This is a genomic window from Streptomyces sp. NPDC043746, from assembly GCF_056436485.1.
In genome coordinates, this window is the sequence record NZ_JBWKCM010000049.1 from 1 (window position 1) to 24,596 (window position 24,596).

Annotated in this window: 25 protein-coding genes and 2 pseudogenes; 17 read left to right on the forward strand and 10 right to left on the reverse strand. The window is 72.3% G+C overall.

The annotated features are described in order from the left end of the window. Positions 1–155: 155 nt before the first annotated feature. Positions 156–1,049 carry a 2-hydroxy-3-oxopropionate reductase gene (locus AC0682_RS30360; protein ID WP_006128572.1) on the reverse strand — a complete coding sequence of 298 codons (894 nt, stop codon included), beginning with the start codon at positions 1,047–1,049 and terminating at the stop codon, positions 156–158. A gap of 80 nt (positions 1,050–1,129) precedes the next feature. After that, a complete protein-coding gene (locus AC0682_RS30365; RefSeq protein WP_478536397.1) occupies positions 1,130–1,969 on the reverse strand; it encodes a TIM barrel protein in 840 nt (279 codons plus the stop codon). Positions 1,970–2,363: 394 nt separating this feature from the next. On the opposite strand from AC0682_RS30365, the gene AC0682_RS30370 reads away from it, so the two are divergent. From AC0682_RS30370 to AC0682_RS30425, 12 genes and pseudogenes are all read left to right on the forward strand, one after another. Next, the gene (locus tag AC0682_RS30370; RefSeq protein WP_478536398.1) at positions 2,364–2,615 is read left to right on the forward strand and encodes a YkoF family thiamine-binding protein; all 252 of its coding nucleotides are present in this window, start codon (positions 2,364–2,366) and stop codon (positions 2,613–2,615) included. Next, positions 2,612–3,079, forward strand: a complete 468-nt coding sequence (locus AC0682_RS30375) for a helix-turn-helix domain-containing protein (RefSeq protein WP_478536399.1) — start codon at positions 2,612–2,614, stop codon at positions 3,077–3,079. The genes AC0682_RS30370 and AC0682_RS30375 overlap by 4 nt, the downstream gene beginning before the upstream one ends. 159 nt (positions 3,080–3,238) lie before the next feature. Then, positions 3,239–3,775, forward strand: coding sequence for a 2-oxo-4-hydroxy-4-carboxy-5-ureidoimidazoline decarboxylase (uraD, locus tag AC0682_RS30380; RefSeq protein ID WP_478536400.1), 537 nt, complete (start codon positions 3,239–3,241; stop codon positions 3,773–3,775). A 20-nt stretch (positions 3,776–3,795) separates the two neighbouring features. Further along, complete coding sequence (uraH, locus tag AC0682_RS30385; RefSeq protein ID WP_254811408.1) at positions 3,796–4,185, forward strand: hydroxyisourate hydrolase; 390 nt, start codon at positions 3,796–3,798, stop codon at positions 4,183–4,185. Between the two features lie 7 nt (positions 4,186–4,192). Continuing rightward, positions 4,193–5,125, forward strand: a complete 933-nt coding sequence (gene pucL / locus AC0682_RS30390) for a factor-independent urate hydroxylase (RefSeq protein WP_254811407.1) — start codon at positions 4,193–4,195, stop codon at positions 5,123–5,125. Between the two features lie 68 nt (positions 5,126–5,193). Continuing rightward, positions 5,194–5,511 (forward strand): annotated as a pseudogene (locus AC0682_RS30395) (purine permease); the annotation flags it as partial. 177 nt (positions 5,512–5,688) lie between these two features. Further along, complete coding sequence (locus AC0682_RS30400; RefSeq protein WP_254811405.1) at positions 5,689–7,077, forward strand: 8-oxoguanine deaminase; 1,389 nt, start codon at positions 5,689–5,691, stop codon at positions 7,075–7,077. Positions 7,078–7,386: 309 nt separating this feature from the next. Next, complete coding sequence (locus AC0682_RS30405; protein WP_478536402.1) at positions 7,387–8,847, forward strand: nucleobase:cation symporter-2 family protein; 1,461 nt, start codon at positions 7,387–7,389, stop codon at positions 8,845–8,847. 147 nt (positions 8,848–8,994) lie between these two features. Beyond that, entirely contained in the window at positions 8,995–9,678 is a 684-nt protein-coding gene (locus AC0682_RS30410) for an alpha/beta fold hydrolase (RefSeq protein WP_478536403.1), read from the forward strand. A gap of 209 nt (positions 9,679–9,887) precedes the next feature. Beyond that, entirely contained in the window at positions 9,888–10,262 is a 375-nt protein-coding gene (locus tag AC0682_RS30415; RefSeq protein ID WP_478536404.1) for a hypothetical protein, read from the forward strand. Between the two features lie 116 nt (positions 10,263–10,378). Beyond that, positions 10,379–11,332, forward strand: a complete 954-nt coding sequence (locus tag AC0682_RS30420) for a fibronectin type III domain-containing protein (protein WP_478536425.1) — start codon at positions 10,379–10,381, stop codon at positions 11,330–11,332. 128 nt (positions 11,333–11,460) lie between these two features. Then, on the forward strand, positions 11,461–12,054 hold the full coding sequence (locus AC0682_RS30425; protein ID WP_478536405.1) for a DUF6338 family protein: 594 nt from the start codon (positions 11,461–11,463) through the stop codon (positions 12,052–12,054). Here the strand turns inward: AC0682_RS30425 and AC0682_RS30430 are convergent. From AC0682_RS30430 to AC0682_RS30440, 3 genes are all read right to left on the reverse strand, one after another. Beyond that, the gene (locus AC0682_RS30430) at positions 11,943–12,512 is read right to left on the reverse strand and encodes a hypothetical protein (protein ID WP_478536406.1); all 570 of its coding nucleotides are present in this window, start codon (positions 12,510–12,512) and stop codon (positions 11,943–11,945) included. The two genes, AC0682_RS30425 and AC0682_RS30430, sit on opposite strands and share 112 nt — an antisense overlap. A gap of 136 nt (positions 12,513–12,648) precedes the next feature. After that, complete coding sequence (gene aceB / locus AC0682_RS30435) at positions 12,649–14,268, reverse strand: malate synthase A (protein ID WP_478536408.1); 1,620 nt, start codon at positions 14,266–14,268, stop codon at positions 12,649–12,651. 268 nt (positions 14,269–14,536) lie between these two features. After that, on the reverse strand, positions 14,537–15,142 hold the full coding sequence (locus AC0682_RS30440; RefSeq protein ID WP_478536409.1) for a nucleotidyltransferase family protein: 606 nt from the start codon (positions 15,140–15,142) through the stop codon (positions 14,537–14,539). Between the two features lie 190 nt (positions 15,143–15,332). Between AC0682_RS30440 and AC0682_RS30445 the strand changes: the two genes are divergently transcribed. Then, the gene (locus AC0682_RS30445) at positions 15,333–15,647 is read left to right on the forward strand and encodes a DUF5955 family protein (RefSeq protein ID WP_478536411.1); all 315 of its coding nucleotides are present in this window, start codon (positions 15,333–15,335) and stop codon (positions 15,645–15,647) included. A gap of 59 nt (positions 15,648–15,706) precedes the next feature. On the opposite strand, the gene AC0682_RS30450 is transcribed toward AC0682_RS30445, so the two are convergent. Further along, entirely contained in the window at positions 15,707–16,345 is a 639-nt protein-coding gene (locus tag AC0682_RS30450) for a response regulator (protein ID WP_478536413.1), read from the reverse strand. Continuing rightward, positions 16,342–17,868, reverse strand: coding sequence for a sensor histidine kinase (locus AC0682_RS30455; RefSeq protein ID WP_478536415.1), 1,527 nt, complete (start codon positions 17,866–17,868; stop codon positions 16,342–16,344). Before AC0682_RS30455 ends, AC0682_RS30450 begins: the two co-directional genes overlap by 4 nt. A gap of 110 nt (positions 17,869–17,978) precedes the next feature. Here AC0682_RS30455 and AC0682_RS30460 point away from each other — a divergent pair, with 110 nt between their 5' ends. Together AC0682_RS30460 and AC0682_RS30465 are read left to right on the forward strand one after the other, a co-directional pair. After that, positions 17,979–19,058, forward strand: coding sequence for an ABC transporter permease (locus AC0682_RS30460; RefSeq protein WP_478536417.1), 1,080 nt, complete (start codon positions 17,979–17,981; stop codon positions 19,056–19,058). After that, positions 19,055–19,735: an ABC transporter ATP-binding protein gene (locus AC0682_RS30465; RefSeq protein ID WP_478536419.1), complete on the forward strand. Its 681-nt coding sequence runs from the start codon at positions 19,055–19,057 to the stop codon at positions 19,733–19,735. Before AC0682_RS30460 ends, AC0682_RS30465 begins: the two co-directional genes overlap by 4 nt. Positions 19,736–19,760: 25 nt before the next feature. On the opposite strand, the gene AC0682_RS30470 is transcribed toward AC0682_RS30465, so the two are convergent. Next, positions 19,761–20,561: an IclR family transcriptional regulator gene (locus AC0682_RS30470; RefSeq protein ID WP_478536421.1), complete on the reverse strand. Its 801-nt coding sequence runs from the start codon at positions 20,559–20,561 to the stop codon at positions 19,761–19,763. 346 nt (positions 20,562–20,907) lie between these two features. On the opposite strand from AC0682_RS30470, the gene allB reads away from it, so the two are divergent. Both allB and AC0682_RS30480 read left to right on the forward strand, forming a co-directional pair. Next, the gene (gene allB / locus AC0682_RS30475; protein ID WP_478536422.1) at positions 20,908–22,251 is read left to right on the forward strand and encodes an allantoinase AllB; all 1,344 of its coding nucleotides are present in this window, start codon (positions 20,908–20,910) and stop codon (positions 22,249–22,251) included. A 4-nt stretch (positions 22,252–22,255) separates the two neighbouring features. Then, a pseudogene (locus tag AC0682_RS30480) lies at positions 22,256–22,565 on the forward strand (allantoicase); the annotation flags it as partial. A 201-nt stretch (positions 22,566–22,766) separates the two neighbouring features. Here AC0682_RS30480 and AC0682_RS30485 read toward each other — a convergent pair. Together AC0682_RS30485 and AC0682_RS30490 are read right to left on the reverse strand one after the other, a co-directional pair. Next, complete coding sequence (locus tag AC0682_RS30485; RefSeq protein WP_478536423.1) at positions 22,767–23,597, reverse strand: aldo/keto reductase; 831 nt, start codon at positions 23,595–23,597, stop codon at positions 22,767–22,769. A gap of 138 nt (positions 23,598–23,735) precedes the next feature. Further along, complete coding sequence (locus AC0682_RS30490) at positions 23,736–24,497, reverse strand: SDR family NAD(P)-dependent oxidoreductase (RefSeq protein WP_478536424.1); 762 nt, start codon at positions 24,495–24,497, stop codon at positions 23,736–23,738. Positions 24,498–24,596: the final 99 nt, after the last annotated feature.

Consider the following 24,596-nt stretch of genomic DNA (forward strand, 5'->3'; position numbering starts at 1 on the left):
GGGAGGAAGCGCAAACATTTTGTGGAAGTCGGGTGGTTTGGTTCCGTGCCGTGGAAGCCCCGGGGCGAGACGGGACGGGTGGCAGCGCCACCGCGGCCGGGAGATCGGGGGCCCCGCCGTGCGGCCCGGGGCGCCTCGCGGCGCCCGGGGAGGGGTCAGACCTGGGAGCCGGAGAGCCGCTCGACCGAGCGCAGCAGCGCCGAGTGGTCCAGCCCGCCGTCGCCCTGGGCGCGCAGCGAGGCGACCAACTGGGCGACCACGCCGCCGACGGGCAGGGCCGCGCCGACGTTGCGGGCGGCGTCGGTCACGATGCCCATGTCCTTGTGGTGCAGGTCGATCCGGAAGCCGGGGGCGAAGTCCCGCTTCAGGAAGTTGTCCTTCTTGCGGGTCAGCACCGTCGAGCCGGCCAGTCCGCCGTTGAGGACGTCCAGCGCGGCGGTGAGGTCCACCCCGGACTTCTCCAGGAAGACCACGGCCTCGGCGCACGCCTGGATGTTGACCGCGACGATCAGCTGGTTGGCGGCCTTCACCGTCTGGCCGGAGCCGTGCGGACCGCAGAGCACGATCGTCTTGCCGAGCGCCTCCAGGAGCGGCTTCGCGGCGTCGAAGTCCGCCTGCTCACCGCCGACCATGATGGAGAGCACCGCCTCGATGGCCCCGGCCTCGCCGCCCGAGACCGGCGCGTCCAGGACCCGGATGCCCTTCTCGGCCGCGTTCTTCGCGAGGTCCACCGAGGTCTGCGGGGTGATGGAGGACATGTCCACCAGCAGCGCCCCGCGCTTCGCGTTCTCCAGGATGCCGTCGGGGCCGTACGCGATGGCCTCGACCTGCGGGGAAGCGGGCACCATCGTGATGACGACATCCGCGTCCCCGACCGCGTCCGCGATCGAGGAGGCACCGGTTCCGCCGGCCGCGACCAGCCGGTCGATCTTGTCCTGCTCCAGGGTGTATCCGGTGACGGAGTAACCGGCCTTGATCAGGTTCTCCGACATGGGGGAGCCCATGATGCCGAGACCGATCCAGGCGACCTTGGGGAGGTTGTTGCTCATGAGGGTGCCTTCCTGAAAAACGTGTGTACGTAAGGGGGTTGGGCGCGACCCTCAGGTCCGCCCGGCCCGCCCGCGGCCGGTCAGCGGGCCGCTCGGGCCGAGGCCGGGAGCCAGTCGAAGGAGTCCGCGCTCGGCCGGTCGCCCGGCTTGTACTCCAGGCCGACCCAGCCCGCGTAACCGGCGTCCTTCAGCTCGTCGAGCAGCCGCTCCAGCGGGAGGGTGCCGGTGCCCGGCGCGCCGCGCCCCGGGTTGTCGGCGATCTGGACGTGGCCGGTCTTGGCCGCGTACGCCTTGATGACCTGGCTCAGGTCCTCGCCGTTCATCGACAGGTGGTACAGGTCCAGCAGGAACTTGGCGTTCCCCAGTCCCGTCGCCGCGTTGACCCTGTCGACGACCTCGATCGCCGCCGGTGCGCTGACCAGCGGATAGAGCGGCGACTCCGGCTTGTTGAGGGTCTCGACCAGGAGGATCGCGCCGATCCGGTCCGCCGCGCGGGCGGCCAGCACCAGGTTCTCCAGGGCGAGCGCGTCCTGCACCTGCGGGTCCGCGCCCTCGACCCGGTTGCCGTACAGCGCGTTGAGCGCCCCGCAGCCGACCGAGGCGGCGAAGTCGGCGGCCACCTCGATGTTGGCGCGGAAGCGGTCGGACTCCTCACCGGGAACGGAGAGCGCGCCGCGGTCGGGGCCGGGCAGCTGTCCGGCGTAGAAGTTCAGCCCCACCAGCCGGGTGCCTGCGTCGTCGAGCGCCTTCTTGAGGGCGTCGAGCTCCGCCTGGGGCGGGGTGGGGGTCTCGATCCAGGGCCACCACAGCTCGACCGCCGTGAAGCCCGCCGCGGCGGCTGCCGCGGGACGCTCCAGGAGCGGGAGTTCGGTGAAGAGGATCGAAAGGTTCACATCGAAGCGCTGGTCCGGGTATCCCATGAGGGTTTCGGCGCTCCTTCCGTATTGCGGAAGTTAGTTTCTGCTTAACGGAAGATTGCCTGTGCGGTGGTGGGGCTGTCAAGGGGGCACCGCGAAATTCGCCCCGGTCGGGGGCGTGCGGAATCGGTGACGGCGGGTGGAGCCGGGCTTACGGGAGCGGGGCGGAGGCCGCCTTCGACCCCGCCCGAGCCCGGCCTCCCGGCCCTGGAGCCGTTTCCCGGCCGCCCGGGGCCTTGTCCTCGAACGGCGTCCCTGCGCTCCGGCACCCCGGGACCGTCACGTCGGCCTGGGCCGGGATGCGCCCCCGGTCCTTCGCGGGCCGGTCTCCGGCCGCGGATACAGTCATGGCCGAGCCGCGCACCCGCACCCGCGGCGAGGACATCAGGGAGGCACAGTGCGCTTGAGGGTGGAATTCACCACCGAGCCCTTCGATCTCGACGAGGCGCCCGCACACGCGGTGGTGGCCCGCGAGGTCATCCAGGGCGCCGAACTCGACGCCGTGGACGTCGGCCCGTTCGGCAACACGGCGGAAGGAGGCGCGGACCAGGTGCTCACCGCCGTGGACTCCCTGCTGCGCCGGGCCCTGGCCTCGGGCGCCACCCGGGTCTCGCTCCAGGTCAACGTGATCGGGGAGGAGGTCCGGTGACCGCGTCCGCCGACCGCCCCCCGGTCGACTCGCCCTCCGGCGGCTCCCGGGCCGCCGCTGCCGGTACTCCCCCGGCTTCCGGCGATCACCCCCCGCTCGCCACCGACCACCCCTTCGTGTCGGCGGTCAAGCCGCTCGTCGACGCGATGGGTGCCGAGCTGCTCGGTCCCGAGCAGGCCCAGCCCGACGATGTCGTGCTCGCCTGGGAGGGCCGGGACGTCGTAGCCGTACGCCTGCCCCAGCTCTCCGACTCGCTCGACCGCATCCTCGCCGCGCTGGAGAGACGGCACGGGATGCCGCTGGCCGATCTGGACCGCAAGGCCAAGCAGTCCGTGGTCCGGGCCCTGGAGGCACGCGGCGCCTTCTCCGTACGGCATGGAGTGGAGACCGTGGCCGGCGCCCTGGGTGTCTCCCGGTTCACCGTGTACAACTACCTGAACCGGGATCATTCGCCCAAGGGTTGAGTAGGTGGCCGAACGCACCGGAAAGCCGCTGTCCGCATGCCGGGACGGCGGCTTTCTTCGTTCGCGAGATTTCAACAAAGTGTTGACGTCGTGTTGTGGAGGGCGTTAGCTATCCGCAGCCCGAACAACGCACAGCGAAAAGCAGCCACGGAGGCTCCCGTGACTTCGAGCTCCACACCGGGCCTCACCCGGTTCAACACCCTGGCGGACGGCGAGGCCGCCCCCGCACTGCACGAGGTCTGTGCCAGCGCGGCCTGGGGGGAGACCGTCCTCGCCGGTCGTCCGTACGCCACCGAGGAAGCCCTGCTCGCCGCGAGCGACGCCGCCATGGCGGAGCTGACCGAGGCGGACCTGGCCCAGGCGATGGCAGGACACCCGCCGATCGGCCGCCCGAAGCCCGGTGACCCGACCTCCGCCCGCGAGCAGCGGGGGATGGCCGGTGCCTCCGAGGAGCTCAAGACCGAGATGCTCGAACTGAACCTGGCCTACCAGGAGCGGTTCGGACATGTCTTCCTGATCTGCGCCACCGGGGCCACCGGTGAGCAGATGCGCGACGCGGTGAGATCCCGGATCGGGAACCCGCCCGAGCAGGAGCGGGAGATCGTGCGCACCGAACTGGGCAAGATCAACCGCATCCGGCTGACCCGTCTCGTACGGGAGACCCTCGCGGGGGAAGCTCCCGCACAGGACTCTTGAGATCAAGGAGAGTGACGGTCTTGAGTACCGACACGACCGCATCGGTGTCCACGCACATCCTGGACACCAGCATCGGCCGCCCCGCCGCGTCCGTCGCCGTCTCGCTCGCCGCCCGCAGCGGCAGCGACGCGCCGTACGTGACGCTCGGGGCCTCCGCGACCGATGCGGACGGGCGCTGCAAGGACCTGCCGGCACTGCCGGAGGGAACAAGCCATGTGCGTCTCGTATTCGACACCGAGACGTACTTTTCCAAGAAGCAAGCCGAGGCGCAGCAGGACGCCCCCCGCGTAAGGGACAGCGGCGCGTTCTTCCCGGAAGTGACGATCGCCTTCGCGGTCGTGCCGGGCGAGCACTATCACGTACCGCTGCTGCTCAACCCGTTCGGCTACTCCGTTTACCGAGGGAGCTAGCACCGACATGCCCACGATTCTCGGCCAGAACCAGTACGGCAAAGCAGAGAACCGCGTCGTGAAGATCACGCGGGACGGCGACACCCACCACATCAAGGACCTCAACGTCTCGGTCGCCCTCTCCGGCGACATGGACGACGTCCACTACTCCGGCTCCAACGCCAACGTCCTGCCGACCGACACCACCAAGAACACGGTGTACGCGTTCGCCAAGGAGCACGGGATCAAGTCCGCCGAGCAGTTCGGCATCCACCTCGCCCGCCACTTCGTCTCCTCGCAGGAGCCGATCCACCGGGCCCGGATCCGGATCGAGGAATACGCCTGGGAGCGCATCGCGACCTCCGACGGCAACTCGAAGTTCATCGGTGCCGACGAGGTCAAGCACTCCTTCGCCCGCAAGGGCCAGGAGACCCGCGTCACCCAGATCACCTACGACGGCGAGAGCTGGGAGGTCATCTCGGGCCTCAAGGACCTGACGGTGATGAACTCGACCAACTCCGAGTTCTGGGGCTACGTCAAGGACAAGTACACGACGCTCAAGGAGGCGTACGACCGCATCCTGGCGACCGACGTCTCCGCCCGCTGGCGGTACAACTGGACCAGCGACGAGCAGCCCATGCCGAACTGGGAGAAGTCCTACGAGCAGGCGCGCAAGCACATGCTCCAGGCCTTCGCCGAGACCTACTCGCTCTCCCTCCAGCAGACCCTGTACCAGATGGGCTCGCGGATCATCAACAGCCGCAGCGAGATCGACGAGATCCGCTTCTCGCTCCCGAACAACCACCACTTCCTGGTGGACCTCGAACCGTTCGGCCTCAAGAACGACACCGCCGATGGTGCTGTCTACTTCGCGGCGGACCGGCCCTACGGTCTGATCGAGGCCACCGTGCTCCGGGACGGCGTCGAGCCGAAGATCCCGGTCGACATGACCAACCTCTGACGCGGCACTGAACCCGCCCCCGCCCGCCCGCAGTCGGGCGGGGGCGGGTCATCCCGGAGGAAACACCCATGGCACAGCCTGCAACGAGGTCGGCCGAAGCCCCGAAACCCTTCACCGCAGCGGCAGTCCACCCGGCCGACGAGAAGCTCCCCGCCGCGCGGTCCGTCCCCGCGGCCCTCCAGCGCATCGCCGCCACGTACGCGGGCGTCGTCGTCACCCCTCCGCTGGCCATCGGCCAGGCCGTCGGCCTGGACACCGCCGGAACGACCCGGCTCATCGCCGCGGGTCTCCTGATCGCCGGACCCGCCACCCTCCGCCGGACCATCGGCATCGGCACGTTCGCCGGGAACCGCCTCCCCTTCGTCAACGCCGCCTCCTACGCCGGATTCCCGGCCCGGGCACAGGCCGTCCTCGGCTCCGCAATCAGCGCGGGAGCGCTGGTCGCGGTCGTGCTCAACCTTTTCTTCCACCATCTCGGCACCCACAGCCGCCCCGCTGTGGCACTCAAATCCCCCTAGGGTCCTGCCGTGCCCACATCGCCACAGAGAGAAGAAGGAAGCGCCATGGCAGCTTCGGCAGACCCTCAGCGCATCGTCATCGAGAACTGTTCGATCGCCACCGTCGACGCCCACGACACGGAGTACGCCTCCGGCTACATCGTCGTGGCGGACAACCGCATCGAGTCCGTCGGCGCCGGCAAGGCGCCGGAGGGGCTGACCGGGGTCGTCCGGCGGATCGACGCCACCGGGCACCTGGCCACTCCCGGCCTGGTCAACACCCACCACCACTTCTACCAGTGGATCACCCGGGGCCTGGCCACCGACCACAACCTCTTCAACTGGCTGGTCGCCCTCTACCCGACCTGGGCGCGCATCGACGAGCCGATGGCCCGTGCCGCCGCGCAGGGCTCGCTCGCCATGATGGCCCGCGGCGGTGTCACCACCGCCATGGACCACCACTACGTCTTCCCGAAGGACTCCGGCGACCTCTCCGGGGCCATCATCGGGGCCGCCCGCGAGATGGGCGTACGGTTCACCCTCGCCCGGGGCTCCATGGACCGCAGCGAGAAGGACGGCGGCCTGCCCCCGGACTTCGCCGTCGAGACCCTCGAAGGCGCGCTCGCCGCCACCGAGGCCACCGTCGACGCCCACCACGACGCCTCCTTCGACGCCATGACCCAGGTCGCCGTCGCCCCCTGCTCGCCGTTCTCGGTCTCCACCGAACTGATGCGCCAGGGAGCCGAGTTGGCACGCCGCAAGGGTGTACGGCTGCATACCCACGGGTCGGAGACCGTCGAGGAGGAGCAGTTCTGCAAGGAGCTGTTCGGGATGGGCCCGACCGACTACTTCGAGTCCACCGGCTGGCTCGGCAGCGATGTCTGGATGGCCCACTGCGTCCACATGAACGACTCCGACATCGCCGCCTTCGCCCGTACGGGAACCGGCGTCGCCCACTGCCCCTCCTCCAACGCCCGCCTCGCCGCCGGGATCGCCCGCGTCCCCGACATGCTCGCCGCCGGTGTGCCGGTCGGCCTGGGCGTGGACGGCACCGCCTCCAACGAGTCCGGCGAGCTCCACACCGAGCTGCGCAACGCCCTGCTCATCAACCGCCTCGGCGCCCACCGCGAGGCCGCCCTGAACGCCCGTCAGGCCCTGCGCCTCGGGACCTTCGGCGGAGCCCAGGTCCTGGGCCGCGCCGACCAGATCGGCTCCCTGGAGGCCGGCAAGCTCGCCGACCTCGTCCTGTGGAAGCTGGACACCCTGGCCCACTCCTCGATCGCCGACCCGGTGACCGCGCTCGTCTTCGGCGCGGCCGCCCCGGTGACCCTCTCCCTCGTCGACGGCAAGCCGGTCGTCGAGGGCAACCACCTCACCACGGTGGACGAGGACGCCATCGCCCGTACCACCCGCGACGAGGCCCGCCGCCTCGCGCAGATCGCCGCCGGGGCCTGACCCCGGCGACCCCGACCGCCGGATCCCGGCGGAATCCCCGACCGGCCGGTCGAGGGGGACGGCCCGAGACCGGCCGCCGTGGGCCCGAGCGGGGTCCACGGCAGCCGGTCCGGCGGACGCGCACCCGATGGTGGGCGTCCGCCGGACCGGTGACGCGCCCTGCCCGCACACCCCACAGTGCGCGCCCCCGCACCCCCCTCTGGACGACCTGCACCACCTGAGAGAGCCGCAAGCACCACCGCACCACTCACGCACCACCTCCCTGACACCCGCGTCGCCGACGACGTGTAACCGACCGGAGGAACCGCCGTGGCCGCTAAGCCCAGGTTTCGCAAAGACGCAGATCCAGCCGCCCCCGACGCGACGGACGACACCGCCGCGGAGACAGCGGCAGAGGGCCGGAAGCATCCGGTCGACGAGACCCTCCCCCCGCTGAAGATGTTCACCAGCGGCCTCCAGCACGTGGCCGCCATGTACGCGGGCGTGGTGGCCCCGCCCCTCATCGTGGGGCCGGCCGTCGGCCTCACCGCCAAGGAGACCGCCTTCCTGATGGGGGCGAGCCTCTTCACCGCGGGCATCGCCACCCTGCTCCAGACCATCGGCTTCTGGAAGGTCGGCGCCCGGCTGCCCTTCGTCAACGGCGTCTCCTTCGCCGGGGTCGCCCCGATGATCGCGATAGGCAAGGACCGGGGACACGACGGGATAGCCGTGATCTTCGGCGCGATCATCGTCGCGAGTCTCCTCGGCTTCGTCCTCGCCCCGTACTTCTGCAAGCTGGTCCGCTTCTTCCCACCGGTCGTCACCGGCACCGTCATCACCCTGATCGGGGCCTCGCTCCTGCCGGTCGCCTTCAACTGGTCCCAGGGCGGCAACGCGGCGGCCGACGACTACGGTTCGATGACCAACATCACCATGGCCGCCGTGACCCTGGTGATCGTGCTGGCCCTGCGCAAGCTGCTGCGCGGCTTCCTCCAGCAGATCGCGATCCTGCTCGGCCTGGTGATCGGCACGCTGATCGCCATTCCGGCCGGCATCACCGACTTCCAGGCCATCAAGAACGCCGACGTGGTCGGCTTCCCCACGCCGTTCGCCTTCGGCGGCCCGCAGTTCGAGATCGCCGCCATCATCTCCATGTGCATCGTGATGCTCGTCTGCATGACCGAGTCCACCGCCGACATGCTGGCCCTCGGGAAGATCGTCGGCCGCCCGGCCGACGAGAAGATCATCGAGGGCGGGCTGCGCGCCGACACCCTGGGCAGTGCCATCAGCCCCATCTTCAACGGGTTCATGTGCAGCGCCTTCGCGCAGAACGTCGGCCTGGTCGCCATGACGAAGATCCGCAGTCGCTTCGTCGTCGCGGCGGGCGGCGGCATCCTCATCGTGCTCGGCCTGGTCCCCGTCGCCGCCTCCGTCATCGCCCTCGTACCGCTGCCGGTGCTCGGCGGCGCGGGCATCGTCCTCTTCGGCACGGTCGCGGCCAGCGGCATCCAGACCCTGGCCACCGCAGCCCTGGAGAAGGGCGAGAACGCGCTGATCGTGGCGGCCGCCCTCGGCATCGGCCTGATCCCGATCGCGGCGCCGCAGTTCTACCACGCCTTCCCGGAGAGCCTGCTGGTCGTCCTCGACTCCGGCATCTCGACGGGCTGTGTCGTGGCCATCGTGCTGAACCTCGCCTTCAACCACATCGGCCGGGGGCCGGACGCGGAGGAAGAGGAGAGGCGGGAGGGCGAACACGTGGTGCCGGCGGCCGCCGGAGTGGGCGTGCACTGACCTCCGCTCCTTCCGGCGTGCACCGACCCCGCTCCTTCCGCGGCCCGGTGGGACCCCGCACGGTCCCGCCGGGCCGGCGCGCGTTCGGGGTTCTCCGGGAGGGGGCTGTGGAGCGGGCGGCCGTCGGGCGGCTGTAGCGTCAGGGGTATGGAAGATCGGTCGGTTGTGGATGTCGGTGATGTACGCCTCGCGTACCGGGCCTGGGGCGATGCGTTCGGCTCCCCTGTCGTGCTGCTGCACGGCCTCGGAGGTTCCGCCGGGGACTGGGAGGCGACCGGCGCCCTGCTGGGCCAGGAGTGGCGGGTCTACGCCCTGGACCTGCGCGGCCACGGCGAGAGCGACTGGCCCGACGAGTACGACCTCGTGCTGATGGCCGAGGACGTCGCGGGCTTCCTCGACGAACTGGAGCTGGACCGGGTGGGGCTCGTCGGCCACGGCGTGGGCGGGGCTGTCGCCCGGCTGCTGGCCCAGGAGCACTCCGACCGGGTGGAGCGGCTGGTGCTGGTGGAGACGCCGGCCCCGTTCCCCGGCGACCCGGGACCGGCCGGGGCGCCCGAGGGCCCGGTGGACTACGACGAGCACGCGGTACCCGCCGTACGGGGCCGGCTCGCCGACCCGGGGCCGGAGGCGGCCGACGGCCTCGGGGAGATCGTCGCCCCGACGCTGATCATCACCGGCGGCCCGGAGAGCGCGATGGAGCAGCACCGCCAGGCCGACATGGCGGCCCTGATCCCGGACTGCCGGCTGATCACGGTCCCGGGCGGCCACCACCCGCACGTGACCCGGGCCGACCAGGTGGCCGGGCACATCACGGAGTTCTTCACCAGCTGACGGGCCCTTCCGTCCCTCAGGGCTGTCCCGCATTCCCCGGCGGGCGCACGACGACAGCTCCGGCGCCTCGCCGCGTTGTCGGAACGCCCGAGTACATCCAGTATGCGGACGTCCCTCCGCCGTGCGATGCACCGCATCCGACGCCGCGCGCTGATCCACCAGGGATTGCGGGACAGCCCTTCGACGGGCCTGCGACCCGGGCGCGGTCCGTGGCGGACGCCATGATCGGGAGCGTGGACTTCGACCACCCCCTGCTCCGCGCCGACCTGGACGCCCTGCCCTGGGCGTCCTACGGCAGTGCCGAGGACGTCCCCGGCTGCCCGCGTGCCCTCGCCGGGGACGACGGCGCGGCGGCCGACGAGGCGCGGGGCGAGCTGTACGGGAGCATCCTGCACCAGGGCTCGGTGCGCGAGGCCTCCGCGAAGGCCGTGCCGTTCCCGTCCCGGCTCGCCGCGGCGGACATCCGCACGGCGGGGGTGCTCCCGCTGTCCGGCGGGATGGCCGAGGGCGTTACCCGTCCACGCCGCTGCGGCCCCGTTCCCGTCTCCTCCCCGCCCGGACCCGGCGCACACACCGCCACATAGCGGAAGGTTCCCCGCCGTCCCCTTGTCGGCAACCCCCACGCCATGTCATACAGGTCTGGACCAATGCTCTCCGGACGGAAGGCACCACCGTGCAACGCCCCCACATATCTGCCGCGTTGACCTGTTCCGCCGCCCTGCTCCTCGCCCCCCTCCTCGTCGGCTGCGGCGGCACGGCCGAGGCCGACACGAAGCCCCCCAGCGTCCCCGCCGGGGTGACCGCCCAGGCCAGCAGCTCCACCTCGGTGCACGTCATGTGGGAGGCCGCCTCGGACGACAAGGCGGTCGCCGGTTACGAGGTCTACCGAGGGGAGGAGAAGGTCAAGAGCGTCCCGGCGACCAAGACCATGATCGACGTCGACGGGCTGACCGCCTCGACGGACTACACCTTCACCGTCCGCTCCAAGGACGCGGCCGGGAACCTCTCCGAGCCCAGCGCGGCCGTCCCCGTCACCACCCAGGCCACCCCGGCCAAGGACGACGAGCCCCCCACCGCCCCCACCGGGCTCACCGGTACCGCCGACGGAAGCCGGGCCGCCGGGCTCAGCTGGGGCGCGTCCACGGACGACGTCGGCGTGACCTCGTACGACATCTACCAGGAGGACTCCCGGATCCACAGCGTCCCCGCCTCCGAGACCACGGCGAAGCTCACCGGCCTGCGCCCGGGGACCGTCTACACCTTCACCGTCCGGGCCCGGGACGCCTCCGACAAGTCCTCGCCCCACAGCAACGCCCTGGACCTCACCACCGAATCCGCCCCCGGCGCCCCCGCGAGCACCGCCCCCACCGGGCTGCGCTCCGAGATCGGCAAGGAGGGCGGCGAGTTCACCGTCGACCTCTCCTGGGACCAGCCCGACACGGGCGGCGAGATCCCCGCGTACCAGCTCTATCTCAACGGCAAGCTGACCACCACCATCGTCTGGGGCGGCACACCTCCGAAGGGCCGGGCCACCTACCGGCTGCACCTCTCCGACCCGCCCGGGACCCGTTACTCGGTCAAGCTCAGGGCCAAGCTCCCGGACGGCACGTGGGGTGACTTCTCGGCCCAGCCCACGATCGTCTTGCCGGACTGAGGCGATCCCCTGACGCGGGCGCCGCCGTACGCCGTCCTTGCCTACGGGCGCCGCGACGGGCGACAGGCGACGCGACGGGCACGGACCTACGCGTACGGGGGTGCGGCACCACGATGGTTCCGGGGACGGTGGAGCAGCTGACCATCCTGCTGATCCTCGTGCTGCCCGGCGTCTTCTACCAGGCGGTACGGGAGCGGCTGCGCGGCGCCCTCGCCAGCGAGCAGGAGCCGCAGAACCGGCTCGTGCGGGCCGTCGCCGCGGGCGCCCTGCTCGACACCGCGTACGCGGTGGTCGCCGAGCCGTGGCTGGTGCGGCTGCTGGCCGGGGGAGGGGAGGGGCCCGTCGCCGGTGTGCTGCGCCAGCCGCGCCAGGCGGGGGCCGCCGCCCTGCTGCTGATCGTCGCCGTCCCGTCCGCGCTGGCCTGGGCGGAGGCCGCGTGGGGGAGGCGGCGGGCCCGGGCGCGGTATGAGCCGACGCCGACCGCCTGGGACGCCCTCTTCAGGGGCCGCGGTTCCTGCTTCGTCAGGGTGCGGCTCAAGAGCGGTCTGTGGGTCGGGGGTTGGCTCGGCTCCCGGTCGGCCGTCTCGGCGTACCCGCAGCCGGGCGACCTCTACTTGCAGGCGCAGTACCGGATGGGGCCCGACGGAGCGTTCCTCGGCCGGGTGCCGGGCACCGCAGGGGTCTCGGCCCTGCGCAGGACCTCGGGGTCGCGGCCCTGCTGAAACGCGAACGTCAGTCCGACGGCGGCGTCGTACGCCAGCGCGGGTGGGCTCCCGGCACCCTCCGGACTGCCCGCGAGCGTGGCGTAGAGCGGGCGCAGCACGGGCGGCGCCTGCCCGGGGTCCTCCTCGTGGAGCGCGCCGAACCGGAGCACGGCCCCGGCGATCGCGCCCCGATCGGCCGAGCCCCGGGCGGCGTAGCGGAACAGGTCGGCGTAGCCGAGCGCCAGTACGCCGAGGCGCCAGGCGCTGCCGTCGGGCAGGAGGACGGAGCCGAGCACCTCCTCCACCGCCCGCGCGGCCTCCGGGCCGGCGAACCACTCCAGGGCGTCCGGCTCCGTCTCCGCGCGCTCGGCCTGCCGGAGGATGCGGTGCGCCGCTTCCTCGGCCCCCACCTGCGTCATCGCTTCCCCGTCGTGTCGGCCGCCGCTACCGGGATCACCCTCATCGTGCTGCGTCATGCCCAGGGAGCTGTCGGCACGTCAATTCCCCTCCGTAGTGTGCGGAACAGTGCATCCGCCGAGCCCGGAAACGCGACCGCCCCGCCCTCGGTGCTGTGCGGTACCGAGGGCGGGGCTTGCGTGCACGCGGTGGGGTTCAGCGCAGCTGCTCGTACGCGGGCAGAGTCAGGAAGTCCGCGTAGTCCTGGTCCAGGGAGACCTGGAGCAGCAGGTCATGGGCCTGCTGCCACGCGCCCGCGGTGAAGGCCTCCTCGCCGATCTCCGCGCGGATCGCGGCCAGTTCCTCGGCGGCGACCTTGCGGGCCAGCTCGGCGGTGGCGTGCTCGCCGTTCTCGAAGACGACGTCCGCGTTGATCCACTGCCAGATCTGGGAGCGGGAGATCTCGGCGGTGGCCGCGTCCTCCATCAGGTTGAAGATGGCGACCGCGCCCAGGCCCCGCAGCCAGGCCTCGATGTAGCGGATGCCGACCGCGACAGCGTTGCGCAGACCGTCGTACGTGGGCTTGGCGTCGAGGGTGTCGATGGCGATCAGGTCGCCCGCCGCCACCGAGACGTCCTCGCGCAGCCGGTCCTTCTGGTGGGGCTTCTCGCCGAGGACCGCGTCGAAGGAGGCCAGGGCGATCGGGACCAGGTCCGGGTGGGCGACCCAGGAGCCGTCGAAGCCGTCGTTCGCCTCGCGGTCCTTGTCGGCCTTGACCTTCTCGAAGGCCACCTTGTTGACCTCGGCGTCCCGGCGCGAGGGGATGAAGGCCGCCATGCCGCCGATCGCGTGCGCACCGCGCTTGTGGCAGGTGCGGACCAGGAGTTCGGTGTACGCCCGCATGAAGGGGGCGGTCATGGTCACCGCGTTGCGGTCCGGCAGCACGAACTTGGCGCCGCCGTCACGGAAGTTCTTGACGATGGAGAACAGGTAGTCCCAGCGGCCCGCGTTCAGCCCGGCGGCGTGGTCGCGCAGCTCGTAGAGGATCTCCTCCATCTCGTACGCGGCGGTGATCGTCTCGATCAGGACGGTCGCGCGGACCGTGCCCTGAGGGATGCCGACATAGTCCTGGGCGAACACGAAGACGTCGTTCCAGAGGCGGGCCTCCAGGTGCGACTCCGTCTTCGGCAGGTAGAAGTACGGGCCCTTGCCGAGGTCGATCAGGCGCTGGGCGTTGTGGAAGAAGTAGAGGCCGAAGTCGACCAGCGCGCCGGGGACCGAGACGCCGTCCAGCTGGAGGTGGCGCTCCTCCAGGTGCCAGCCGCGCGGCCGCATGACGACGGTGGCCAGCTCGTCGGCGGGCTTCAGCGCGTACGACTTGCCGGACCTCGGGTCGGTGAAGTCGATGCGCCGTTCGTAGGCGTCGGTCAGGTTGAGCTGGCCGAGGACGACGTTCTCCCAGGTGGGAGCGGAGGCGTCCTCGAAGTCGGCGAGCCAGACCTTCGCGCCCGAGTTCAGGGCGTTGATGGTCATCTTGCGGTCGGTCGGACCGGTGATCTCCACCCGGCGGTCGTTCAGCGCGGCCGGGGCCGGGGCGACCTTCCAGGAGTCGTCCGCGCGGACCGCCGCCGTCTCGGGCAGGAAGTCCAGCGTGGAGGTGCGGGCGATCTCGGCGCGGCGCTCACCGCGCCGGGCGAGCAGCTCATTGCGGCGCGGGGTGAACTGCCGGTGCAGCTCGGCCACGAACGCGAGGGCCGCGTCGGTCAGGACCTCGTCCTGCCGGGGCAGGGGCTCGGCATCGACGATGGCCAGCGTGGACGGCGCTGGTGCGGACATGAGCTGTCACTCCTTCAGCGGGCGGCGGCCTCTCCGGGCCGCCGGGGCGCCTGAGACGGCACGGCGTGCCATGGCTCCGGGATGCGGCCGTGGATGCCGTCTGAGGTTCAGAGGGCTTCTGACCAGTGGATAGTAGTTTCCTCATGGTGGAAGTTCAATGGTTTGTTGATGTCGAGATTCTCCGGGTCGACAGAAACGCGCCGGCGGCGGCGCACCGTGCCAGGGCGGCCACGGAGGGTTGGCGAGGGCTCGTGAGGGACCGCCGGGATCACTCCAGACGGCCCAGATCCTGCGCCGTGTCGATGTCGTACGCCTCAGCCACATCCGAACACTCCACCAACGTGATCGCATCGCGGTGCTCCCGCAGATACGCCCGGGCCCCCTGGTCCCCCGCCGCCCCCGCCGCGATGCCGGCCCACAGCTGCGCCCCGAACAGCACCGGATGGCCGCGCTCCCCGCCGTACGAGGCGGCCACCAGGCTCGTCCGCGACCGGTAGGCCAGCCGTACCCGTGCCACCGCCTCCGCGCCGATCCCCGGCTGGTCCACCAGCAGGACGAGCGCCGCGTCCGCCCCCGCACCGCTCAGAGCGGCCAGGCCCAGCCGGAGCGAGGACCCCATCCCCTCCTCCCACCCCGGATTGACGGTCACCGCCGAGCCCGACAGATCGGCCCGGGCGCGCACCTCGTCGGCCGCCGCCCCCAGCACCACATGGAGCGGGCCGCAGCCGCCGTTGCGCAGCGCCCGCAGGGCGTGCTCGACCAAGGGGCGGCCGTGGTGCTCCAGCAGCGCCTTGGGGCGGCCACCGAGCCGCCGGCCGCCGCCCGCGGCGAGCAGCACGCCCGCCACCTTGGGACTCTTCGCTTGAGAAGCCATGTGCCCTGGATACCACCGAGCCGTTCGCACACGCGACACGCATGTCACTCTCAGGGGTCACCCTGATTTCTGTCCGTGGAGTGGCGCGCACTGCCTGTCATGGCGTTAACTTGCGGGCGAACCCAGGTACTTGGCCGCGGCCCGGGGTTCGGGGGTCACACCGGCACAGGGACGTGCGAGGGGGAGTGCTGTGTTGCGAAGCGTCGGGCAGAAGCGGGTCACCGGCAGCGGCGAGGACCCGAGGGTCGGGGAACTGCGTACGGCCGTCTCCCGGCTCCGCCGTGAACTCGCCTCCCTCTCCTACGAATTCTCCGACCGCCCCATCGCCGAGGAAGAGCTCGCGGCACTCGATGCCATGGCCATCGGCGGGGACGTGGAGATCCCGCGTATGCGCAGCTCCTTACTGCTGATCGCGGGGTCGATCGGCTCGGTCAGCGCCCTCGCCGCCGCCCTGCGCGACGTACGCAACGCGGTGGACCTCTTCGGGGAGCCGCCACGCGGGTGAGAGCGGGCCCGGGCGATTGACGGCTCACGGTTCACGGCCCGGCGGCGGGCCGGGCCGGCTCAGCGGCGGATCAGCCTGCGGGCCGTCGCCGCCGCGACCGCCGCCGTACGGGAGTCGACGCCCAGCTTCGCGTAGATGTGCACCAGGTGGGACTTGACCGTGGCCTGGCTCAGGAACAGCTCCTTGCTGATCCTCAGGTTCGACAGCCCCTCCCCGACCAGCTGGAGCACCTCCAGCTCCCGACGCGTCAGCGCCTCGGCGGGCGTCCGCATCCGGTCCATCAGCCGGTGCGCCACCGAGGGCGCCAGCGCCGAGCGCCCCGCCGCGGCCGTCCGCACCGCCGCCGCCAGCTCCTGCGGGGGTGCGTCCTTCAGCAGATAGCCGCTCGCCCCCGCCTCCACCGCCGCCAGGATGTCGGCGTCGGAGTCGTACGTGGTGAGGATCAGGACCCTGGGGCCCCCGGGGAGGGCGGTGATCGCCGCGGTGGCCTCGGAGCCGTGCATGCCGGGGCCCGGGCCGAACTGGAGGTCCATCAGGACGACGTCGAAGCCGCCCGACGCCGCCAGCGCCACGGCCTCCTCGGCGCTCGTCGCCTCGCCCGCGACCCGGAAGTCCGGCTCGGTGTCCAGCACCGCGCGCAGCCCCGCTCGTACGACAGGGTGGTCGTCCGCCAGCAGCAGCCGGATGGCGTCGTTCACGCGGCACGCTCCTTACCGAGGACCGGTCCCGCCACCGGCAGCGTGACCGCCAGCGCCGTGCCCTGGCCCGGCGCCGACTCCACGCTCAGCGTGCCGCCCAGCGTGGCGGCGCGCGACCGCATCGCGGGCAGCCCGAAACCGCCGTCGCCCCGCTCGTCCACCGGCACGGCCGCCGGGTCGAACCCCTGGCCGTCGTCCACCACGTCCAGCGCCACCGAGGTGTCCATGAAGCTCAGCGTGATCTCCGCCCGGCCCGCCCCCGCATGGCGCACGGTGTTGGCCAGCGCCGACTGGGCGGTCCGCAGCAGCGCCACCTCGTACGGCGTCGGCAGCTCCACCGGCGTGCCGCTGACCGCGAACCGCACGGTGAGCCCCGGCCCGGTCGTCCGGGCGCAGAGCCGCTCCAGCGCGGCCGCCAGCGAACCGTGCTCCAGGTCCGGCGGCGTCAGCGCCCGTACGAACGAACGGGCCTCGGCCAGATTGGCCTGGGCGGCCTCCCGGGCGGCGCGGACGTGCGCGGTGGCCGGGGCGTCCCCGGGCAGTGTGCGCTCGGCCGCGCGCAGCAGGAGCTGGATGCTGGACAGGCCCTGGGCGAGGGTGTCGTGGATCTCCCGCGCGAGGCGTTCCCGCTCGGCGAGGGTGCCGGCCGTCCGCTCCGCCTCGGCCAGCTCCGCCCGGGTGGCGACCAGCTCCACGATCAGCTCCCGGCGCCGCTCGCTCTCCCGGAACAGGGCGTCGTACCCGAGGACGGTGGCGATGGCGACGGCCGCGCCGAGCAGCGGGCCGATGAACGCGCCGGGGGCGAGCTCCTGCCGGTGGGCGACGAAGCTGACGATCGCGGCCGCGGCGGTGACGAGGACCGCGGCCACACCCCAGCGGGTGGGCAGCAGGTGCAGCTGGAGGAAGTAGAGCGGAAAGGCCACCCACAGGGCATCGGGGGAGAGCACGAGCAGCACGAGCCAGAGCGCACCGAGCCCGCCCAGCCAGACGGCGGCGCTTCGGGTGCCGGGGCGCAGGGAGGGGGCGTCGGCCCGGACCCGGCCCTGAGGCCTCGCGGTCTCTGTCTCCGCCTGATCCCCGGACCGGCATTCCGGTCGTACGGGGGTGACGCGTGCCCCGGCTCCGGCGTGAGGCCGGCCTCCGGGCCGTGCGTGGCTCGCCTGCGCCCCGGCTGGGCCTTCCGGTCGTACGGCAGGGGCGTGCGCCCCGGCCCCGCCTGCGGGCGGCGTCGGCTCGGCGTGCGCCCGGAGCCGGGGCCGTACGGCTGCTCCCGCCCGGCTCTCCGGCGGTACGTCGGCGGTCCGCGCCCCGGCCCCTGCGAGCGGACCACCGCGCCGCGTCCCCGCCACCGCCCCCGCCCCGTACACCCCCGCCATCACCACGACCAGGGCCACCACCGCCCCCGCGTGCGGCGCGGCCCCGCCCGCCGCGCGTACCGCCACGAGGGCCAGCAGGCCCGTCAGCAGGGCGTGCAGGCAGAGCCGCAGGGCTGCGGTGACGGGGGTGTGCGAACGCGCGTCCATGGTCCGTCCAGCGTAGCCGCGGGTCCCGCGCCCGCGGTCAATCGAAAGGTTGATCCGGTGACCGTCCCCCGTGCGATGTCTCCCCGACCCCGACGGCCGACGATGGAGCCATGTTCGTCGCATGGAGAGACCTCCGGTTCGCCAAGGGCCGGTTCGCGCTCATGGGGTCGGTCGTGGTCCTGATCACGCTGCTCGTGGGCCTGTTGTCCGGCCTGACCGCGGGCCTGGCCCGGGAGAACATCTCGGCCGTCACCGGGCTCGACGCCGACCATCTCGCGTTCGCCGCCCCGCCAGGGGACCAGCCGGTCTCCTTCACCAACTCGACCGTCCGCGAGGACGACTGGAGGGCCTGGGCCGACCGCCCCGGGATCGGGGCCGCCCAGCCGCTGGGCATCCGGACCCTGAATGCCACGGCTGGTGACCGTACGGCTTCGGTCTCCGCCTTCGGCGCCGAACCGGACGGCACGCTCGCACCGGCGGGCATCGCCCCCGGGCGCGTCGTGCTCTCCGAGAAGGCGGCCGAGGAGCTGGGCGCCGCACCCGGCGACAAGATCGCGCTCGGCCGGGCGGAGCGTGAGGTCGCCGCCGTCGCGGGAGACGCCTCGTACAGCCACACGCCCGTCGTCTGGACGACGCTCGACGACTGGCAGCAGATCGGCCACGACGGCGCCGGACCCGCCGAACAGGCCACCGTGATCGCCCTGACCACCACCGCGGGCGCCGATCTGAGGGCCGGGGACGAGGCGGCGGGCACCCGTACGCTCTCCCTCGACGCCTCGCTCACAGCGATCGGCTCCTACCAGGCCGAGAACGGCTCGCTGCAACTCATGCGCGGCTTCCTGTTCGCCATCTCCGCCCTCGTCATCGGAGCCTTCTTCACCGTCTGGACCATCCAGCGCAGCGGTGACGTCGCCGTACTGAAGGCGCTCGGCGCGTCGACCCCGTACCTCCTGCGGGACGCGCTCGGGCAGGCCGTGGTGATGCTCGTGATCGGTACGGGGCTCGGGACCGCGCTCGCCGCCGGGGCCGGGACCCTGATCGACGGGGGGCCGGTGCCGTTCGTGCTGGAGCCGGCCACCGTCCTGGTCCCGGCCGTGATCATGATCGCCCTGGGGGCCCTCGGAGCCGCCCTGTCCATCCGGCGGATCACCGCCGTCGACCCGCTCACCGCACTCGGGAGTGCCCGATGACGCTCACCCTCACCGATGTGACCCTCACCTACCCGGACGGCGAGGGCCGGCTCACCGCCCTGGACCGGGTCTCGCTGGAGGTCCCGGCGGGCACGCTCACCGCCGTCGTCGGACCGTCGGGCTCGGGCAAGTCCAGCCTGCTGGCCGCCGCCGCGACCCTGGTCACCCCGGACTCCGGCGAGGTCGTCGTGGCCGGTACGCGGACGGGCCCGCTCACCCCGGCGGCGCGGGCGGCCCTGCGCCGGGAGCACGTAGGGATCGTGTTCCAGCAGCCCAACCTGCTGCCCTCGCTCACCGCCGCCGAGCAGCTCCAGGTGATGGCCCATCTGGCGGGCGGGGGTACCCGGGAGGCCCGCCGCAGGGCGCTGGAGCTGTTGGACGCGGTGGGTCTCGCCGACCGGGCGGACCGACGGCCGCACCAGCTCTCGGGCGGTCAGCGCCAGCGGATCAACATCGCCCGCGCCCTGATGAACGAGCCCGAGGTGCTTCTCGTCGACGAGCCGACCAGCGCCCTCGACCACGAGCGCGGGGCCGCCGTACTGGACCTGCTGGTCACCCTGACCCGGGAGCGGGCCACCGCCACGGTGCTGGTCACGCACGACCTGGCCCACCTGGACCGGATGGACCGCACGGTGACGATGGACGACGGACGGCTGGCCGTACCGGCGGAGGTCTGACTCCCGAGGCCGGATCCCCGTGAGGTCAGCCCGCCGACCCGTTGCTCGCCAGAGCGTCCGACAGTTCCTTGGCGACCTGCTGGAGGATCGGCACGATCCGCTCCGTCGCCTGCTCCGTGACCCGGCCCGCCGGGCCCGAGATGGAGAGCGCTGCCGAGGTGGGGGAGTCGGGCACGGAGACGGCCAGGCAGCGGACCCCGATCTCCTGCTCGTTGTCGTCCACCGCGTACCCCGCCCGGCGCACCTGCTCCAACGCGTCGAGGAAGCCTTCGGGCGTGGTGATCGTCTTCTCGGTGGCGGCGGGCATTCCGGTCCGGGCGAGGAGCGCACGCACCTCGTCGGCCGGGGTGTCGGCCAGGAGCGCCTTGCCCACGCCGGTGGAGTGCGGGAGCACCCGGCGGCCCACCTCGGTGAACATCCGCATGGAGTGCTTGGACGGCACCTGGGCGACGTAGACGATCTCGTCGCCGTCCAGCAGCGCCATGTTGGCGGTCTCGCCGGTCTCCTCGACCAGCCGCTGGAGGTAGGGGCGGGCCCAGGTGCCGAGCAGCCGGGAGGCGGACTCGCCCAGCCGGATCAGACGGGGGCCGAGGGCATAGCGGCGGTTGGGCTGCTGGCGGACGTATCCGCACAGGACGAGCGTGCGCATCAGCCGGTGGATGGTCGGCAGGGGCAGACCGCTGCTGGCGGACAGCTCGCTCAGCCCGACCTCGCCCCCGGCGTCGGCCATCCGCTCCAGGAGGTCGAAGGCACGCTCGAGTGACTGCACCCCGCCGCTGGCACCGGAGGGCTTGGAGTCGGCTGTGCTGGCGTGGGACGGCGGCACGTCAACGGTCCTTTCGAAGCGGAAGGCAAGGCAGCAGCCTACCGGGCGCCGCCCGATCGGCCCACAGCTGTCCGCTCGGTGTCCGTGCCGGTCAGGGGCGGTTTTGTCCCGGTGCCGACGGCGTGGCGCCGGTCGGCACGGCAGTGCGGTGCGGCCTCTCCTGGGCCATGCTACGTTCCGCACTCCGAAATATGACTTTTACTTTGTGGAAATCTCCAATCGGCCCGTCGCGGCTGCCCGTCGGCCCTCCACGGAGGAGGGCGAGGTCTTGACGGGGGTGGTTCCCGAGTGAAGACTTCTGAGCAGATTCAACAGTTCGTTGAATTCCTGGAGTGAAGGAGCACGGGTGTCCGGTCCGGACGTGAACCTGGTACTGCGCTCGACGCGCGTCGTCACCCCCGAGGGCACCCGCCCCGCGACGGTCGCCGTCGCGGGCGGCGCCATCGACGCGGTCCTGTCGTACGACGCCGAGGTGCCCGCGGGAGCCCGCCTGGAGGACCTCGGTGACGACGTCCTCCTCCCGGGCCTGGTCGACACCCACGTCCATGTGAACGACCCCGGCCGCACCGAGTGGGAGGGGTTCTGGACCGCCACCCGCGCCGCGGCGGCCGGCGGCATCACCACGCTCCTGGACATGCCGCTCAACTCCCTCCCGCCGACCACCACCGTCGAGCACCTGCGGATCAAGCGGCAGGTCGCGGCCCCCAAGGCCCATGTCGACACGGGCTTCTGGGGCGGCGCGATCCCCTCCAACGTCAAGGATCTGCGCCCGCTGTACGAGGCCGGGGTCTTCGGCTTCAAATGCTTCCTCTCGCCCTCCGGGGTGGAGGAGTTCCCCGAGCTGGACCAGGAGCAGCTGGCCCGCTCCATGGCGGAGATCGCCGGATTCGGCGGGCTGCTCATCGTCCACGCCGAGGACCCGCGCCATCTGGCCGAGGCCCCCCAGCGCCCCGGCCCCGCCTACGCCGACTTCCTCGCCTCCCGCCCGCGCGACGCCGAGAACACCGCGATCGAGGGGCTCATCGCCCACGCCAAGCGGCTGAACGCCCGCGTCCACGTGCTGCACCTCTCCTCCAGCGACGCCCTTCCGCTGATCGCCGCCGCCAGGCGCGATGGTGTCCGCGTCACCGTCGAGTCCTGCCCGCACTTCCTCACCCTCACCGCCGAGGAAGTCCCGGACGGGGCCACGGAGTTCAAGTGCTGCCCGCCCATCCGCGAGGCCGCCAACCAGGACGCGCTGTGGGCCGGGCTCGCGGACGGCACCATCGACTGCATCGTCTCCGATCACTCGCCCTGCACCACCGACCTCAAGACCCCGGACTTCGCCTCGGCCTGGGGTGGTATCTCCTCCCTCCAGCTCGGCCTGCCCGCCATCTGGACCGAAGCCCGCAGGCGCGGCCACTCGCTCGACGACGTCGCCCGCTGGATGTCGGCCGCTCCCGCGGAGCTGGCCGGGCTGAGCCGGAAGGGAGCCATCGAGGCCGGGCGCGACGCCGACTTCGCGGTGCTCGCCCCCGAGGCGAGCTTCACCGTCGACCCCGCCGAGCTGTTCCACCGCAACCAGGTCACCGCCTACGCCGGAAAGGCCCTGTACGGAGTGGTGCGCTCCAGCTGGCTCCGCGGGGTCCGCATCGCGGCCGACGGCGAACTCACCGAGCCCACCGGCCGCCTCCTCGAACGCGACCGCTGACCTCACCCCCGACGACCACGACTGGGCCCTGGTCCGCCTCGGTGCCCCCGGTGCCATCCGGGGCATCGTCCTGGACACCGCCCACTTCCGGGGCAACCACCCGCAGGCGGTCTCCGTCGAGGCGGTCTCCCCGCCGGGCTCCCCGTCCCCCGAGGACCTCCTCGCCCCGGACGTGAAGTGGACGGTCCTCGTCCCGCGCACCGCGGTCGTCGGCCGCGGCCAACGGGTTCTCCGCCGACGCCGAGCAGCGCTTCACCCACCTGCGGATCAACCAGCACCCGGACGGCGGGATCTCCGGGCTGCGGCTGTACGGATCCCCCACCGACGGCGGCGCCGACGCGCTGGCGGCCCGCCACCGGGGGCCGGGCGGCTGACAGCGCACGACGACCGGTGGGCCGCCGCGATCACGCGATCACTGAGGGATCGCGGCGGCCCACCCGCCCGTACGGCTGCCGCCCGGAACATGATCGGTCCGTACGGCCGTCGCCCAGAACAAGACCGGCCCCGTCGGCCGCTCAGAACTCCTCGTGCGTGTCCGGGTCGCCGCCGAACCGCCGCTGCCGCCCCGATGCGATCGTGGTCAACTCCTGGGCCGTCAGCTCGAACCCGAACAGGTCCAGGTTCTCCCGCTGCCGCCCCGGATCGGCCGACTTCGGGATCGGCACCGCCCCGACCTGCGTGTGCCACCGCAGCACCACCTGCCCCGGCGTCACCCCGTGGTCCTCGGCGATCGCCACCGTGGACGGGTCCTCCAGCACCTCGCGGCCCCGGGCCAGCGGGCTCCACGCCTCCGTGAGGACCCCCTTCGCCGAGTGCACCGCCCGCAACTCCTCCTGGGGGAGCAGCGGATGCATCTCGATCTGGTTGACCGACGGCAGCACCCCCGTCTCCCGCTCCAGCCGCTCCAGATGGGCGGCGGTGAAGTTGGAGACGCCGATGGACCGGACGAGACCGTCCTCGCGGAGCCGGATCATCGCCTTCCAGGTGTCGACGTACCTGTCGACATGGGGGAGCGGCCAGTGGATCAGATACAGGTCGACGTACTCGACGCCGAGGCGGGCCCGTGACTCCTCGAACGAGGCGAGCGTCTCCGCGTACCCATGGTGCCGCCCCGGCACCTTCGTGGTCAGCCGGATCTCCTCGCGCGGGACACCGCTGCGGGCGATGGCCCGGCCGGTGCCGGTCTCGTTGCCGTAGTTGAGGGCCGTGTCGATGAGACGGTAACCGAGGTCCAGGGCTCCCGCGACGGCCTCCTCCGCCTCCCTGTCGTCCAGCGGATAGGTGCCGAGGCCCACCGCCGGGAGAGTGGTGGAGTCGTTGAGCGTATGAACGGGTACGTCGCCCATGGTCCGCGCTGTCCTTCCGGTCGGGCCTGCCTCGGTCACGTCTTCCCCCGGGTCACGTCTGCCCCGCCCCGGCCAGCGTAGGCGCGCGGCCGGAACAGGGCAGCTCGACGGAACCGAGGGCTCCGGCCGCCGGGCGGCTCAGGCCGCGTGGCCGCCGTCCACCACGATCTCCGTACCGGTGATGAAGCCCGCCTCCGCGCTCGCGAGATACACCACCAGGGAGGCCACCTCCTCCGCCGTACCGAATCGGCCCAGCGCGGTGGCCGCCCGCTGCCCCTCGGCGAGCGGGCCGCCCGCCGGGTTGAGGTCGGTGTCCACCGGGCCGGGCTGGACCAGGTTGACCGTGATGCCGCGCGGCCCCAGCTCCCGGGCGAGCGGCTTGGTCAGCCCGACGAGGGCGGACTTGCTCAAGCCGTAGAGCGTCGAACCGGGCCCGCCCACGTACCGGCTCAGGGCGCTGCCGACCGAGACGATGCGGCCGCCGTCGGCCATCCGGTCCGCCGCCGCCCGGCAGGCGAGGAACACCGCCCGGACGTTCACCGCGAGGACCCGCTCGACCTCGGCGTCCGGCAGCTCCGCGATCGGGCCGAGGACGCCGATCCCCGCGTTGTTGACCAGGACGTCGAGCCGGCCGAGCGCGTCCGCCGCCTCGTGCACCGCCCGCCCCGCCGCCCCGGCGTCGGCCGCGTCACCGCGCAGGGCGACCCCGCGCCGCCCCGCCTCCTCGATCTTCGCCACGACCGCGCGTGCGGCCTCCTCGTCCCGTACGTAGGTGATGGCGACATCCGCCCCCGCCTCCGCGAGCCGGAGGGCGACGGCCGCGCCGATACCCCGGCTGCCTCCGGTGACCAGGGCGGCCCGAGGAGCGGGGGCGGTGATGGTGGTGGTGGTGGTGGACATGGTTCGGTCCTACCTTTCAAGACGTGGGTCCGCTCCGGTCATTCGTAAGATCGGAGGGCCCGGGGGTTCTGGGTATGGCTGGCATGGCGGAGACCGCTC

Bases quoted from the DNA above. Each gene is read 5' to 3' on its own strand.
- pucL (WP_254811407.1), top strand. From the start codon at position 4,193: ATGCCCACGATTCTCGGCCAGAACCAGTACGGCAAAGCAGAGAACCGC.
- AC0682_RS30465 (WP_478536419.1), top strand. From the start codon at position 19,055: ATGACGCTCACCCTCACCGATGTGACCCTCACCTACCCGGACGGCGAG.
- AC0682_RS30455 (WP_478536415.1), bottom strand. From the start codon at position 17,868: ATGGACGCGCGTTCGCACACCCCCGTCACCGCAGCCCTGCGGCTCTGC.
- AC0682_RS30485 (WP_478536423.1), bottom strand. From the start codon at position 23,597: ATGGGCGACGTACCCGTTCATACGCTCAACGACTCCACCACTCTCCCG.
- AC0682_RS30365 (WP_478536397.1), bottom strand. From the start codon at position 1,969: ATGGGATACCCGGACCAGCGCTTCGATGTGAACCTTTCGATCCTCTTC.
- AC0682_RS30400 (WP_254811405.1), top strand. From the start codon at position 5,689: ATGGCAGCTTCGGCAGACCCTCAGCGCATCGTCATCGAGAACTGTTCG.
- AC0682_RS30430 (WP_478536406.1), bottom strand. From the start codon at position 12,512: ATGACGCAGCACGATGAGGGTGATCCCGGTAGCGGCGGCCGACACGAC.
- AC0682_RS30360 (WP_006128572.1), bottom strand. From the start codon at position 1,049: ATGAGCAACAACCTCCCCAAGGTCGCCTGGATCGGTCTCGGCATCATG.
- AC0682_RS30440 (WP_478536409.1), bottom strand. From the start codon at position 15,142: ATGGCTTCTCAAGCGAAGAGTCCCAAGGTGGCGGGCGTGCTGCTCGCC.
- AC0682_RS30490 (WP_478536424.1), bottom strand. From the start codon at position 24,497: ATGTCCACCACCACCACCACCATCACCGCCCCCGCTCCTCGGGCCGCC.
- aceB (WP_478536408.1), bottom strand. From the start codon at position 14,268: ATGTCCGCACCAGCGCCGTCCACGCTGGCCATCGTCGATGCCGAGCCC.
- AC0682_RS30410 (WP_478536403.1), top strand. From the start codon at position 8,995: ATGGAAGATCGGTCGGTTGTGGATGTCGGTGATGTACGCCTCGCGTAC.
- AC0682_RS30460 (WP_478536417.1), top strand. From the start codon at position 17,979: ATGTTCGTCGCATGGAGAGACCTCCGGTTCGCCAAGGGCCGGTTCGCG.